The sequence below is a fragment of the Streptomyces mirabilis genome (assembly GCF_039503195.1).
Taxonomy (GTDB): domain Bacteria; phylum Actinomycetota; class Actinomycetes; order Streptomycetales; family Streptomycetaceae; genus Streptomyces; species Streptomyces mirabilis_D.
The window spans coordinates 8,372,561-8,385,366 of the sequence record NZ_JBCJKP010000001.1; the positions used below are offsets into that span (position 1 = coordinate 8,372,561).

The following is a 12,806-nucleotide window of genomic DNA, read 5'->3' on the forward strand; positions in this document are numbered from 1 at the left end:
CCAGCCGGCCTGAGTCTCAGGATCAATCACGGTCAATTCGAGTCACCCCAGCCACGGTCTTCTGACCGACTTCCACATCGACCTCGACACCCTCGGGGAGGTAGATGTCGACGCGCGAGCCGAAGCGGATGAGACCGATCCGGTCGCCCTGCTCGACCTTCGTACCCTGCGGGATATAAGGAACGATACGGCGGGCGACCGCGCCGGCGATCTGGATCATCTCGATGTCACCGAGTTCGGTGTCGAAATGCCAGACGACGCGTTCGTTGTTCTCGCTCTCCTTGTTGAACGCCGGAACGAACCCACCGGGGATGTGCTCGACCGAGGTCACCGTGCCGGAGAGCGGCGCGCGGTTGACATGGACGTTCAGAGGGCTCATGAAGATCGCGACGCGGGTGCGTCCGTCCTTCCACGGCATGATGCTCTGCACCACACCGTCGGCGGGCGAGATGACCCGACCCGGGGCGATCTCGCGCTCGGGGTCGCGGAAGAACCACAGCATGCCCGCCGCGAGCGCGGTGGCGGGTACGGCCACGGCCTTGGCGGCGCCGGAGCGGCGTGCCTTGGCCAGACTGAGTACTGCGGTGGCAACGGTCGGGAGAAGCCACGGCGATGCTCCGCGCGCGAGGCGGACCCGGCCGCGAGGTGCAGAGGTTTGGCTGTGGGGCATGGATGACCTTCGTAGCGGATGATGCCGCGCTGGAACGGGGGACGGCGGCTTTCCCGGGATCGTACCGGGAGCGGGGCGCAACTGGGCAAGCCAGGAAGCCGAGTCGGCGGCCGAAGAGTATTGACGGGGTGTGATCTTCTTCTCGAAGAAAACACCCCGAACCGGGACATCCAACCCTGCTTAACCCTGGAGTCGATACTCTTCGAGCAGTCGGCGCCCAATGATCATTTTCTGGATTTCGGCGGTACCTTCGCCGATCAGCAGCATCGGCGCCTCGCGGTAGAGACGCTCGATCTCGTACTCCTTGGAGAAACCGTAGCCGCCGTGGATCCGGAAGGCGTCCTCGACCACTTCCTTGCAGTATTCGGAGGCGAGGTACTTCGCCATCCCTGCCTCGAGGTCGTTTCGTTCCCCGGAGTCCTTTTTGCGGGCCGCGTTCACCATCATTGCATGGGCCGCTTCGACCTTGGTGGCCATCTCGGCCAGTTTGAACTGGATGGCCTGGTGCTGCGCGATCGGCTTGCCGAAAGTGTGACGCTGCTGGGCATAGGAGACACCCAGCTCGAACGCACGCTGTGCGACACCGCAACCACGTGCCGCCACGTTGACGCGGCCGACCTCGACTCCGTCCATCATTTGGTAAAACCCTCGGCCAGTGGTGCCGCCGAGTACCCGATTGGCCGGAACGCGCAGTCCGTCCATGATGAGCTCGGTCGTGTCGACGCCCTTGTAGCCCATCTTGTCGATCTTCCCGGGAATGGTGAGGCCGGGACGGACCTCTCCGAAGCCGGGCTCCTTCTCGACCAGGAAGGTCGTCATCGACTTGTGGGGCGCGGTGCCCTCCGGGAGCCCTTCGTCACTTCGTACGAGCACGGCCACCAGGTTCGACGAGCCGCCGTTCGTCAGCCACATCTTCTGACCGTTCAGGACGTACTCGTCGCCGTCCCTGACCGCCTTCGAGGTGATCGCGGAGACGTCCGAGCCGAGAGCCGGCTCCGACATCGAGAACGCGCCGCGCACCTCGCCCAGGGCCATCCGGGGCAGGAAGTGGTCCTTCTGCTCCTGCGTGCCGTGCTGCTTGAGCATGTACGCCACGATGAAGTGCGTGTTGATGATGCCGGAGACCGACATCCAGCCGCGGGCGATCTCCTCGACGCAGAGCGCGTAGGTGAGGAGGGACTCGCCCAGGCCCCCGTACTCCTCGGGGATCATCAGACCGAACAGGCCCAATTCCTTGAGGCCGTCGACGATCTGCTGGGGGTACTCGTCGCGGTGCTCCAGCTCGGTCGCGACCGGGATGATCTCCTTGTCCACGAAGTCGCGGACGGTGGAGAGGATCTCCTGCTGGACGTCGGTGAGACCGGCGGTCTGGGCGAGTCGCGCCATGGCTACTTCTCCTGCTGCTTGAGTTCCGGACGGCCGGGCTGCTCGCCCCCGCGCTCCTTGATGTACGTCTCGGTCGGCACCATGACCTTGCGGCGGAACACGCACACCAGCGTGCCGTCCTGCTTGTAGCCCTTGGTCTCGACGTGGACGATCCCGCGGTCGCTCTTCGACTTCGAGGGCGTCTTGTCGAGGACCGTGGTCTCGCCGTAGATCGTGTCGCCGTGGAAGGTCGGCGCCACGTGCTTCAGCGACTCGATCTCCAGGTTGGCGATCGCCTTCCCGGAGACGTCCGGCACGGACATGCCGAGCAGCAGCGAGTAGATGTAGTTGCCCACGACGACGTTCCTGCCGAAGTCCGTCGTCCGCTCCGCATAGTTCGTGTCCATGTGGAGGGGGTGGTGGTTCATGGTCAGGAGACAGAAGAGGTGGTCGTCGTACTCCGTGACCGTTTTCCCGGGCCAGTGCTTGTAGACCGCGCCGACCTCGAACTCCTCGTACGTGCGTCCGAACTGCATGGTGCTCAGGCCTCCGGGGCTTCGAACTTGGACGTGCGCTGCATGCCGGCCGCCCGGCCCTTGCCCGAGATGACCAGGGCCATCTTGCGGCTGGCCTCGTCGATCATCTCGTCGCCGAGCATCGCGGAGCCCTTCTTGCCGCCCGCCTCGGACGTGTAGTACTCGTACGCGTCGAGGATGAGCTCGGCGTGGTCGAAGTCCTCCTGGGAGGGCGAGAAGATCTCGTTGGCCGCGGCGACCTGGTCCGGGTGCAGCACCCACTTGCCGTCGAAGCCCAGGGCGGCGGCGCGCCGGGCGACCTCGCGGTACCCCTCCTGGTTGCGGATCTGGAGGTAGGGGCCGTCGATCGCCTGGAGGTCGTGCGTACGGGCGGCCATCAGGATGCGCATCAGGATGTAGTGGTACGCGTCCGCCGGGTAGCCCGGCGGCTGCTCGCCCACGACCAGCGACTTCATGTTGATGGAGGCCATGAAGTCGGCAGGGCCGAAGATGATGGTCTCTACACGCGGTGAGGCGGCCGCGATCTCGTCGACGTTGACGAGCCCCTTCGCGTTCTCGATCTGGGCCTCGATGCCGATCTTGCCGACCTCGAAGCCCATCGTCTTCTCGATCTGCGTGAGCAGCAGGTCGAGCGCGACGACCTGCTGGGCGTCCTGGACCTTCGGCAGCATGATGCAGTCGAGGTTCTGGCCCGCGCCCTCGACGACCGTGACGACATCGCGGTACGTCCAGTGCGTCGTCCAGTCGTTCACCCGTACGACCCGCGTCTTGCCGGTCCAGTCGCCCTCGTTCAGGAACTTCACGATGGTGTGCCGCGCCTCGGGCTTGGCGAGCGGGGCGCAGGCGTCCTCCAGGTCCAGGAAGACCTGGTCCGCGGGGAGGCCCTGGGCCTTCTCCAGGAAGCGGGGGTTCGAGCCGGGCACGGCCAGGCAGGAACGCCGCGGGCGAAGGCGGTTGACGGGCGTGGTCATGCGGGGACCTCCAGGGGGTCGAGCTTGTTCGCTTTCCGGATCTCGTCGACGATACGGCCGATGATTCCGGTGATGTCGAAGTCCTTCGGTGTGAAAACCGCGGCGACTCCCGCGGCGCGCAGCAGTTCGGCGTCGGCGTTCGGGATGATCCCGCCGGCGATCACCGGGATGTCGGCCGCGCCGGCCTCGCGCAGTCGCTCCAGCACGTCGGGCACCAACTGGGCGTGCGAGCCGGACAGGATGGACAGACCGACGCCGTGCACGTCCTCGGCGACGGCCGCGTCCACGATCTGTTCGGGCGTGAGCCGGATGCCCTGGTAGACCACCTCGAACCCGGCGTCGCGGGCGCGCACGGCGATCTGCTCGGCGCCGTTGGAGTGCCCGTCCAGGCCCGGCTTGCCCACCAGGAAGCGGAGCTTGCCGACGCCGAGTTCGCGGGCGGTCTCCTCGACCTTGCGGCGCACCAGCGCCAGCGCGGTGCCCTCTTCGGCGGTGACCGCGACGGGCGCGGACGAGACGCCGGTGGGGGCGCGGAACTCGCCGAACACCTCGCGCAGGGCCTCGGACCACTCGCCGGTCGTGACCCCGGCGCGGGCGCACTCGAGGGTGGCCTCCATGAGGTTGTCGGTGCCCTTGGCCGCTTCCTTCAGCCGCTCCAGCGCCTTGCAGGGGCGCGGGTGGTTGAACGGCGGCTGGTAGCGCGTGTCGCGCCAGTTCTGCAGCGCGGCGACCACGCGGGCCTCGACGGCCGGGTCGACGGTCTGGATCGCCGCGTCCAGGTCGGCGGTGAGCGGGTTCGGCTCGGTCGACTCGTAGATGTTGACGCCGACGATCTTCTCGGTGCCGCCCTCGATCCGGGCCCGGCGCTCGGCGTGCGAGGAGACGAGCTGGGACTTCAGATAGCCCGACTCGACGGCGGCCATCGCCCCGCCCATCTCGTCGATCCGGTCCATCTCGGCGAGTGACTCCTCGACGAGGGCCGCGACCTTCGCCTCGATGACGTGCGAGCCCTCGAAGATGTCCTCGTACTCCAGCAGGTCGCTCTCGTGCGCCAGCACCTGCTGGATGCGCAGCGACCACTGCTGGTCCCAGGGCCGGGGCAGCCCCAGCGCCTCGTTCCAGGCGGGCAGCTGCACGGCGCGCGCGCGTGCGTCCTTCGAGAGCGTCACGGCCAGCATCTCGAGGACGATCCGCTGGACGTTGTTCTCCGGCTGCGCCTCGGTCAGACCGAGCGAGTTGACCTGGACGCCGTAGCGGAAACGCCGCTGTTTGGCGTCCTGGATGCCGTACCGCTCGCGCGTGACCTGGTCCCAGATCCGCCCGAACGCCCGCATCTTGCACATCTCCTCGATGAACCGGACACCCGCGTTCACGAAGAAGGAGATGCGGGCGACGACGTCGCCGAACTTCTCGGCGGGCACCTGCCCCGAGTCGCGGACGGCGTCCAGCACGGCGATGGCCGTCGACATCGCGTACGCGATCTCCTGGACGGGGGTCGCGCCCGCCTCCTGGAGGTGGTACGAGCAGATGTTGATCGGGTTCCACTTGGGCATGTGGGAGACCGTGTACGCGATCATGTCCGTCGTCAGCCGGAGTGAGGGCACCGGCGGAAAGACATGCGTACCCCGCGACAGGTACTCCTTGACGATGTCGTTCTGCGTCGTCCCCTGCAGCTTGGTGATGTCGGCGCCCTGCTCCTCGGCGACGACCTGGTAGAGCGCCAGCAGCCACATGGCGGTGGCGTTGATGGTCATCGAGGTGTTCATCTGCTCCAGGGGGATGTCCTGGAACAGCCGGCGCATGTCACCGAGGTGCGAGACCGGCACCCCGACCCGGCCGACCTCGCCGCGGGCGAGGATGTGGTCGGGGTCGTACCCGGTCTGCGTGGGCAGGTCGAAGGCCACGGAGAGACCCGTCTGCCCCTTGGCGAGGTTGCGCCGGTACAACTCGTTGGACGCCTCGGCGGTGGAGTGACCGGCGTAGGTCCGCATGAGCCACGGCCGGTCCTTCTCCCGCCGTCCAGCGGCGTTCTGACGCTCAGTCATCTGTGGACCTCAGACGTTCCGGAAGCGGTTGATGGCGTCGATGTGCTGGGCGCGCTTCTCCTCGTCGCGCACGCCCAGGCCCTCGCGGGGCGCCAGCGCGAGCACGCCGACCTTGCCCTGGTGGAGGTTGCGGTGGACGTCGTACGCGGCCTGCCCGGTCTCCTCCAGGGAGTACACCTTGGAGAGCGTCGGGTGGATCTTGCCCTTGGCGACCAGCCGGTTGGCCTCCCAGGCCTCGCGGTAGTTGGCGAAGTGCGAGCCGATGATGCGCTTCAGGGACATCCACAGGTAGCGGTTGTCGTACTCGTGGTTGTAGCCCGAGGTCGAGGCGCAGGTGACGATGGTGCCGCCCTTGCGGGTGACGTAGACGGAGGCGCCGAAGGTCTCGCGGCCCGGGTGCTCGAAGACGATGTCGACGTCCTCGCCGCCCGTCAGCTCACGGATGCGCTTCCCGAACCGCTTCCACTCCTTCGGGTCCTGGTTGTGCTCGTCCTTCCAGAACTTGAAGCCCTCGGCGTTGCGGTCGATGATCGCCTCGGCGCCCATCGCCCGGCAGATGTCCGCCTTCTGGTCGCTGCTGACGACGCAGATGGGGTTGGCGCCACCGGCGAGCGCGAACTGTGTGGCGTACGAGCCGAGGCCGCCGCTCGCGCCCCAGATGAGGACGTTGTCGCCCTGCTTCATGCCGGCGCCGTTCCTCGACACGAGCTGCCGGTACGCGGTGGAGTTCACGAGCCCGGGAGCAGCGGCCTCCTCCCACGACAGGTGGTCGGGCTTGGGCATCAGCTGGTTGGACTTGACGAGGGCTATCTCGGCGAGGCCGCCGAAGTTGGTCTCGAAGCCCCAGATGCGCTGCTCGGGGTCGAGCATCGTGTCGTTGTGCCCGTCGCTGGACTCCAGCTCGACGGACAGACAGTGCGCGACGACCTCGTCACCGGGCTTCCAGGCGTTGACGCCGGGGCCGGTGCGCAGGACGACGCCCGCGAGGTCGGAACCGATGATGTGGTACGGCAGGTCGTGGCGCTTGGTGAGCTCGCTGAGCCTGCCGTAGCGCTCCAGGAAGGAGAACGTCGACACCGGCTCGAAGATCGAGGTCCACACGGAGTTGTAGTTGACCGAGGAGGCCATCACGGCCACCAGAGCTTCGCCCGGGCCGAGCTCCGGCAGCGGCACGTCGTCCAGGTGGATCGACTTGCGGGGGTCCTTGTCGCGGGTGGTGAGCCCCGCGAACATCTCCGTCTCGTCCTTGTGCACGGTGATCGCGCGGTACGAGTCGGGGAGCGGAAGAGCGGCGAAGTCGGCGGACGTGGCCGTCTGCGACTGAATCGCGTCCAGGATTTCCTTCACGGTGTTGCCTCCGGCGATGAGCGTCTTGAGGGAAGACACTTGAGGGTTACGTCGGTGCTGCTGCTGGGAGTGAGGGGTGTGCCGTCGGTTCGGCGGAGGGGGTGGTGCGGTGGCAGCGCCGGGTTGGCGCACAAGGTTGCCTGTGACGCAGGCGTCCGGGCGCGCTCGCCATTGGCTTGCGGGGACAGCCGGCGTACGAAAGGTCTCTGCACGCCGGCCGCCCGGACAACAACAACGTATGGCACGCCGTGTCACCGTGCAAGGCACGGAGTGCCATGAGTTTCGCTCAGGTGAAATCTTTACGTAACACGTGAGCGATGATCGATCAGATCGACCGATGATCGATCAAAACAGCCTGGTCAGGGGCGGTGCGGAGGGGCCGGTGCACGGGCCGTAGGGGCGGGTCGGCGGGCCGCTTCGGAGAACACCTGGTGTCGGTGGCACGGCGTGAGGGTTCCGGTGTGGGGGTGCGTGCGGGGTGAGGCGGTGTTACGGAGGGCCGGCGAGGCGTCCCGGGGAGCGCCGGGCGTCGGGAGCACCGGGCGGTCGATGACGGGGGCGCTCGGCGGCGGAGCCGGGGATGCGGGCGACGGGACCAGGGGGCGTACCTGCCTGGAGGCAGCACTTCTCGGCCCAAGACTCGCGGCGCCCGTCCGCCCATCGGCGCCGACTCCGGACCGCTTGCCCCGGCCCCCGGCGGCGACGCTACGGCGCCGGGGCCCCGGGGATGCCGGCGATGCGGGCCGCGTCCACGTTGAACCCGGTGATCCGCCCGATGTCGCGCCCCATGACCACGGACGGCCTCCGCCTGATCGGCCCGCTCCCCGGGCACCCGGGGGTGGTCCTGGTGACCGGCCACAACATGCTCGGGCTGATGCTCGCCCCGGCGACGGGACGCCTGGTGACGGGACTCCTGACGGGAAAGCCGGACGACTCCCCGATCCCCAGATTCGCCCCGGCCGAGCCGTCAGGAGGGGGCTCGGCCCCTCTGCCGGACGCGTGTGAGTCCGGGCGGGACCGCGCCCCGGCGCCGGCAGGCGCCTGCGCCCCGCGTTCTACGACCGCTCCCGCAGCGCCTGCTCGATGGTCCGCATGACCTGGTCCAACGGCGCGTCGACCCGGGCCACGGTCACCAGGACGTCACCCTCGGTGAAGGCGGACGCCGGCGCCGTACGGGGCGTGGTCTCCCGCCCGGCGCCGATCCCCGTCCCGAAGGTCTTGCGGACGATGGAGAAGGCGTGGTCCAGCTGCGCCTCGACGTCTCCTTGTCCCCCGCCCGCAGCCAGCGCCGCAGAACATGGTTGTGGGCCGTGACCACGGCGGACGCGGCGACCTCCGCGAGCAGCGGATCGTCGTTGGCGTCGTCGTCGTGCGCGTGCTCGTCGAAGTGGCCCAGGAGATAGCGGGTGAAGAGCCGCTCGTAGCGGGCCACGGAGGCGATCTCGGCCTCCCGGAGCGTGGGTACCTCGCGGGTCAGCTTGTAGCGCGAGACGGAGATCTCGGGCTGGGCCGCGTACATCGTCATGACTTCCTTGATGCCGCGGCACACCGTGTCGAGCGGGTGCTCGTGCGCCGGAGCCGCGTTGAGGACCGCCTCCGCGCGGATCAGGGTGTCGTCGTGATCGGGGAAGATCGCCTCTTCCTTGGAGCGGAAGTGGCGGAAGAACGTGCGGCGGGCCACCCCGGCCCGGGCCGCGATCTCGTCGACGGTGGTCGCCTCGTACCCCTTGGTCGCGAACAGCTCCATGGCCGCGGCCGCCAGTTCTCGGCGCATCTTGAGCCGTTGGGCGGCGGCGCGACTACCCGCGGCGCTCTCCGGAGCGTCGGGCGTGGCTGGTGTACGTGAGGACTTGGCGGGCTGGGACATGACCCGAACGTACTGCATGTGCGCAGGGGAACGCGCATGTCCGGGGAACCCCCCGCCCTCGACGGGCGGGGGGCTGCCGGCCGGGCCGAGCAGTCCGCCCCAGTGGGCGGTGTCGGGCCGCCGGTCGCCGGGACGCTCAGCGGCGGGCATATTCGCGGAAGCCGCGGCCCGTCTTGCGGCCGAGGCAGCCCGCGGCCACCAGGTGCTCCAGGAGCGGCGCGGGGGCGAGACCCGGGTCGCGGAACTCGCGGTGCAGCACCTTCTCGATGGCGAGCGAGACGTCCAGACCGACGACGTCGAGGAGTTCGAACGGCCCCATCGGGTAGCCGCCGCCCAGCTTCATCGCGGCGTCGATGTCGTCGAGGGTGGCGTAGTGCTCCTGGACCATCTTGATCGCGTTGTTCAGGTACGGGAAGAGCAGCGCGTTCACGATGAAACCGGCCCGGTCCCCGCAGTCCACCGGGTGCTTGCGGATCTTCCCGCACAGCTCGCGGACCGTGGCGTGCACGTCGTCCGCGGTCAGGACGGTCCGGACCACCTCGACCAGCTTCATCGCCGGCGCCGGGTTGAAGAAGTGCATCCCGATCACGTCCTGGGGACGTGAGGTGGCACGGGCGCAGGCGACGACGGGCAGCGAGGACGTGGTCGTGGCGAGGATCGCGCCGGGCTTGCAGACCTTGTCGAACACCCCGAACAGCTGCTGCTTGACCTCCAGGTCCTCGGCCACCGCCTCCAGGGCCAGATCGACGTCGGCGAAGGCGTCGTACGAGCCCGCCGGGACGATCAGGTCCAGGGTGCTCGCGGCGGCCTCGGCGGTCATCCGGCCCTTGTCGACCGAGCGGGCCAGGGACTTGCCGATGCGGGCCTTCGCGGCCTGTGCCTTCTCCTCGGTGCGGGCCGCGAGGACGACCTCGTACCCGGCCTTCGCGAAGACCTCGGCGATGCCGGAGGCCATGGTCCCCGAGCCCGCGACGCCGACCGAGCGGACCGTGCGGCCGGGGACCTCGGGGCCGCCGGAGAGGGGGGTCAGCGCGTCCCGCACGACCGTCGCGCTGCCGGGCGCCTCGTAGGAGTAGAAGCCGCGCCCCGACTTGCGGCCGGTCAGGCCCGCCTCGCTGAGCTGCTTGAGGATGGGCGCGGGGGCGTGCAGCCGGTCGCGGGACTCGGCGTACATGGCCTCCAGGACCGTCCGCGCGGTGTCGACGCCGATCAGGTCGAGCAGCGCGAGCGGGCCCATGGGCAGCCCGCAGCCGAGCTTCATCGCGGCGTCGATGTCCTCGCGGGAGGCGTATTTGGCCTCGTACATCGCGGCGGCCTGGTTGAGGTAGCCGAACAGCAGCCCGTCGGCCACGAAACCGGGGCGGTCGCCGACCGCGACGGGCTCCTTGCCGAGGTCGAGCGCGAGGTTGGTGACCGCGGAGACGGCCGTGGGCGCGGTGAGCACCGAGGAGACGACCTCGACCAGCTTCATCGCGGGGGCCGGGTTGAAGAAGTGCAGGCCGAGGACGCGCTCGGGGCGGGCCGAGTCGGCGGCCAGGCGGGTCACCGAGAGGGCGTTGGTGCCGGTGGCCAGGATGGTGTCCGGACGCACGATGCCGTCCAGCGCCCGGAAGACCTGCTGCTTGATGTCGTACGACTCCGGGGTCACCTCGATGACCAGATCGGCGTCGGCGGCGGCCGCGAGATCGGTGAAGGTGCGGAAGCGGGGCAGGGCGTCGGCGCGCTCCTGCTCGCTGAGACGCTCGCGTCGCACGGCGCGGGCGGTGGAGGCTTCGAGGGCGGCGACGGCCTGGGCGGCCGCGGCCTCGCTGATGTCGATGCCGATGACGTCGCGGCCGGCCCGGACGAGGACCTCGGCGATGCCGGTGCCCATCGTGCCGAGGCCGACGACGGCAACGGTCTTGATGGGGGACAGAGGGGTGTCGGACAGGGGAGTTGCCATCGCGGGACTCCAGGAAGAGGGTGACGACTGAGGAGCGCACGCAGGTACGCCCAGGAGGCGCACGGAGTGCGGAGAGTGCGGGTGTTGCCGGGCTGACGAGCGCACACGCCCGGTGCCGTCCGGATGAGGTGCCCGCGAGGGCGCACCCAGGGAACGGTGAAGCCGACCGGCCCTGTCCCGGAGCCATGTCGTACTGAGGTACCTGAGGTACCGAACCGACTGCTCTCACGGTGGCTGCGTCACCAGGCCACCGCAAGCAAGACACGAGTGGGTAACTCGCTCGTCTGAGCTTAACCCGCCGGTAACGAGCGCGCCAGCCCCCGAGTTTGTGATGTAGGTCCCGGAACGACGGGGGCGGCGCCTAGGCTCGGCTTCATGGACGAAGAGTTGCGATCACTCACGGAGCGTCTACGAAACGAGGCGGGGGCTTCGCCGGCGTACGAGCAACTCGTGGCGACCGAGGATCCGAATGTGCTGGCCGAGGCGCTGACCGCGCCCGGACAGCCTTTGTGGGCCCGGGAGTTGGTCGCCTTCCGGCTCGGACTCGCCGGGGACCGGCGGGCCTTCGAGGCGCTCGTCCTGCTGCTGAACCACCGCGACCCACAGCGCTGCGCGTCCGCGGCGCACGCGCTCGCCCGCCTCGGCGATCCGCGCACGGCCCGCGCGGCGGCCGCGCTCGCCACCAACGAACTGCGCGTCGCCTACGCGCTGCATCCCGTACGGCTCCTGGTCGAGCTGCGCGCCCCCGAGGCCGTGCCGGCGCTGATCAGCACTCTGGGGCGCAGGCTGCGCCCCCACGACCCCTACCGCGGGGTCGCCCTGGCCTGTGTGGAGGGGCTCGGGGCGCTGGGGGACGTACGCGCGCGACCCGTCCTGAACGAGGCACTCGCCCATCCGGCACTCGCCGAGGCGGCGGTGCACGCGCTGGCCCGACTGCCCGGGTGACACGGCGGGCGGCCGACGGGCCGCCTCCCGCAGCGCCTCGTCGACCGTGCTCACCGTGTCGTCGCGCCCCGGACCCGGCCCTTCGAGCGTAGTCCGTGACGTCCGCACGGGAACGGGTCGTAACCGCAAAGATGTTCCCGCGCTACGGGCGCGGCCCGGTGCCGGCGTCCGGGCGCGTGAGGGTGCGGGCGTACCGGACCTCGGGTACCGCGACGCCGTCCACGTCGAAGGGTTCCTCCCTACCGTCGGGACCGAACCCGGCCTGTGCGTAGAACCGACGGGCCCTGGTGTTTCCCTCGAGCACCCACAGCAGCATGCGCTCGTGCCCCGCGGCGGTGCAGCGGGCGATCGATTCCCTGAGAAGCGCGCGGCCCACCCCGGTCCCGACCCGCTCGGGATCGACGTAGATCGCGTACAGCTCGGCCGCCCCGACGCCGTCGGCGCGGGCTTCGTCGTCCCGGTACGGGCCGTGGCAGGCCCAGCCGACCACCTCGCCGTTCCGCTCGGCGACCAGGTTCACGATCGCGCCGCCGCCCCGCCCGAAACGCTCGCGCCGCCGGGCCGCGTCCTCGGCCACGCTGAGCGCCTCGAGGTACGCCTCGGGCATCAGCCCCCGGTACGCGGTCTGCCATCCGCGGATGCGGATCTCGGCCACCCGCTCGCAGTCCGAGAGGACCATCTCCCGGATCCGGACCGGGAATGCGCTCACTCGCCCACCACCGCGTACGCCTCGATCTCCATCAGGAACTCGGGGCGGACCAGCGCGGCGACCTGGACCGCCGACGCGGCCGGGAGGCGGTCCGCGGGTATGTGGGCGTCGCGGGCCGCGCGGACGGCCGGCATGTGGGCCATGTCCGTGACGAAGAAGGTGAGTTTGACGACGTCGTCGAAGGTCGCCCCGGCGGCGGCCAGGCAGCGGCGCAGGTTCTCGAACACCTGGCGGGCCTGCGCCGCCGCGTCGCCCGCGCCGACGAGTTTGCCGTCCTCGTCCAGGGCGAGCTGCCCCGAGACCGCGACGAAGCGGCCCCTACCGAGGACGACATGCGAGTACGCGGCGGCGGGGGCGACCCCGTCGGGGGCGGGAATGCGGGTCAGCTCACTCATGCGTCCATGGTGGA

11 protein-coding genes and 1 pseudogene are annotated in these 12,806 nt (G+C 69.6%); 2 read left to right on the forward strand and 10 right to left on the reverse strand.

The window, feature by feature from the left end:
• Positions 1 to 22: 22 nt before the first annotated feature.
• The 6 genes from AAFF41_RS37855 to ccrA all read right to left on the reverse strand — a co-directional run bounded on the left by AAFF41_RS37855 (position 23) and on the right by ccrA (position 6,934).
• Complete coding sequence (locus tag AAFF41_RS37855) at positions 23 to 670, reverse strand: phosphatidylserine decarboxylase (protein ID WP_054230300.1); 648 nt, start codon at positions 668 to 670, stop codon at positions 23 to 25.
• A 180-nt stretch (positions 671 to 850) separates the two neighbouring features.
• Positions 851 to 2,056 (reverse strand): acyl-CoA dehydrogenase family protein, encoded by a 1,206-nt coding sequence (locus AAFF41_RS37860; RefSeq protein WP_343325376.1) that lies wholly within the window; start codon positions 2,054 to 2,056, stop codon positions 851 to 853.
• Between the two features lie 2 nt (positions 2,057 to 2,058).
• Positions 2,059 to 2,571, reverse strand: coding sequence for a MaoC family dehydratase (locus AAFF41_RS37865; RefSeq protein ID WP_054230298.1), 513 nt, complete (start codon positions 2,569 to 2,571; stop codon positions 2,059 to 2,061).
• A 5-nt stretch (positions 2,572 to 2,576) separates the two neighbouring features.
• Positions 2,577 to 3,542 (reverse strand): HpcH/HpaI aldolase/citrate lyase family protein, encoded by a 966-nt coding sequence (locus AAFF41_RS37870; RefSeq protein WP_075029694.1) that lies wholly within the window; start codon positions 3,540 to 3,542, stop codon positions 2,577 to 2,579.
• Positions 3,539 to 5,587 (reverse strand): protein meaA, encoded by a 2,049-nt coding sequence (locus AAFF41_RS37875; RefSeq protein ID WP_097286868.1) that lies wholly within the window; start codon positions 5,585 to 5,587, stop codon positions 3,539 to 3,541. Before AAFF41_RS37875 ends, AAFF41_RS37870 begins: the two co-directional genes overlap by 4 nt.
• A 9-nt stretch (positions 5,588 to 5,596) precedes the next feature.
• The gene (ccrA, locus tag AAFF41_RS37880; protein WP_343326414.1) at positions 5,597 to 6,934 is read right to left on the reverse strand and encodes a crotonyl-CoA carboxylase/reductase; all 1,338 of its coding nucleotides are present in this window, start codon (positions 6,932 to 6,934) and stop codon (positions 5,597 to 5,599) included.
• Between the two features lie 787 nt (positions 6,935 to 7,721).
• Between ccrA and AAFF41_RS51790 the strand changes: the two genes are divergently transcribed.
• On the forward strand, positions 7,722 to 8,030 hold the full coding sequence (locus AAFF41_RS51790; protein ID WP_425526193.1) for an FAD-dependent oxidoreductase: 309 nt from the start codon (positions 7,722 to 7,724) through the stop codon (positions 8,028 to 8,030).
• On the opposite strand, the pseudogene AAFF41_RS37885 reads toward AAFF41_RS51790, so the two are convergent.
• Both AAFF41_RS37885 and AAFF41_RS37890 read right to left on the reverse strand, forming a co-directional pair.
• A pseudogene (locus tag AAFF41_RS37885) lies at positions 7,990 to 8,819 on the reverse strand (TetR family transcriptional regulator). The gene AAFF41_RS51790 and the pseudogene AAFF41_RS37885 overlap by 41 nt on opposite strands.
• 118 nt (positions 8,820 to 8,937) lie before the next feature.
• Complete coding sequence (locus AAFF41_RS37890; RefSeq protein ID WP_319749603.1) at positions 8,938 to 10,743, reverse strand: 3-hydroxyacyl-CoA dehydrogenase family protein; 1,806 nt, start codon at positions 10,741 to 10,743, stop codon at positions 8,938 to 8,940.
• A gap of 375 nt (positions 10,744 to 11,118) precedes the next feature.
• Here AAFF41_RS37890 and AAFF41_RS37895 point away from each other — a divergent pair, with 375 nt between their 5' ends.
• Positions 11,119 to 11,688, forward strand: a complete 570-nt coding sequence (locus AAFF41_RS37895; RefSeq protein WP_319749602.1) for an adenylosuccinate lyase — start codon at positions 11,119 to 11,121, stop codon at positions 11,686 to 11,688.
• A 142-nt stretch (positions 11,689 to 11,830) separates the two neighbouring features.
• On the opposite strand, the gene AAFF41_RS37900 is transcribed toward AAFF41_RS37895, so the two are convergent.
• Complete coding sequence (locus AAFF41_RS37900; protein WP_343326415.1) at positions 11,831 to 12,367, reverse strand: GNAT family N-acetyltransferase; 537 nt, start codon at positions 12,365 to 12,367, stop codon at positions 11,831 to 11,833.
• A 26-nt stretch (positions 12,368 to 12,393) separates the two neighbouring features.
• A complete protein-coding gene (locus AAFF41_RS37905; RefSeq protein ID WP_319749601.1) occupies positions 12,394 to 12,792 on the reverse strand; it encodes a RidA family protein in 399 nt (132 codons plus the stop codon).
• Positions 12,793 to 12,806: the final 14 nt, after the last annotated feature.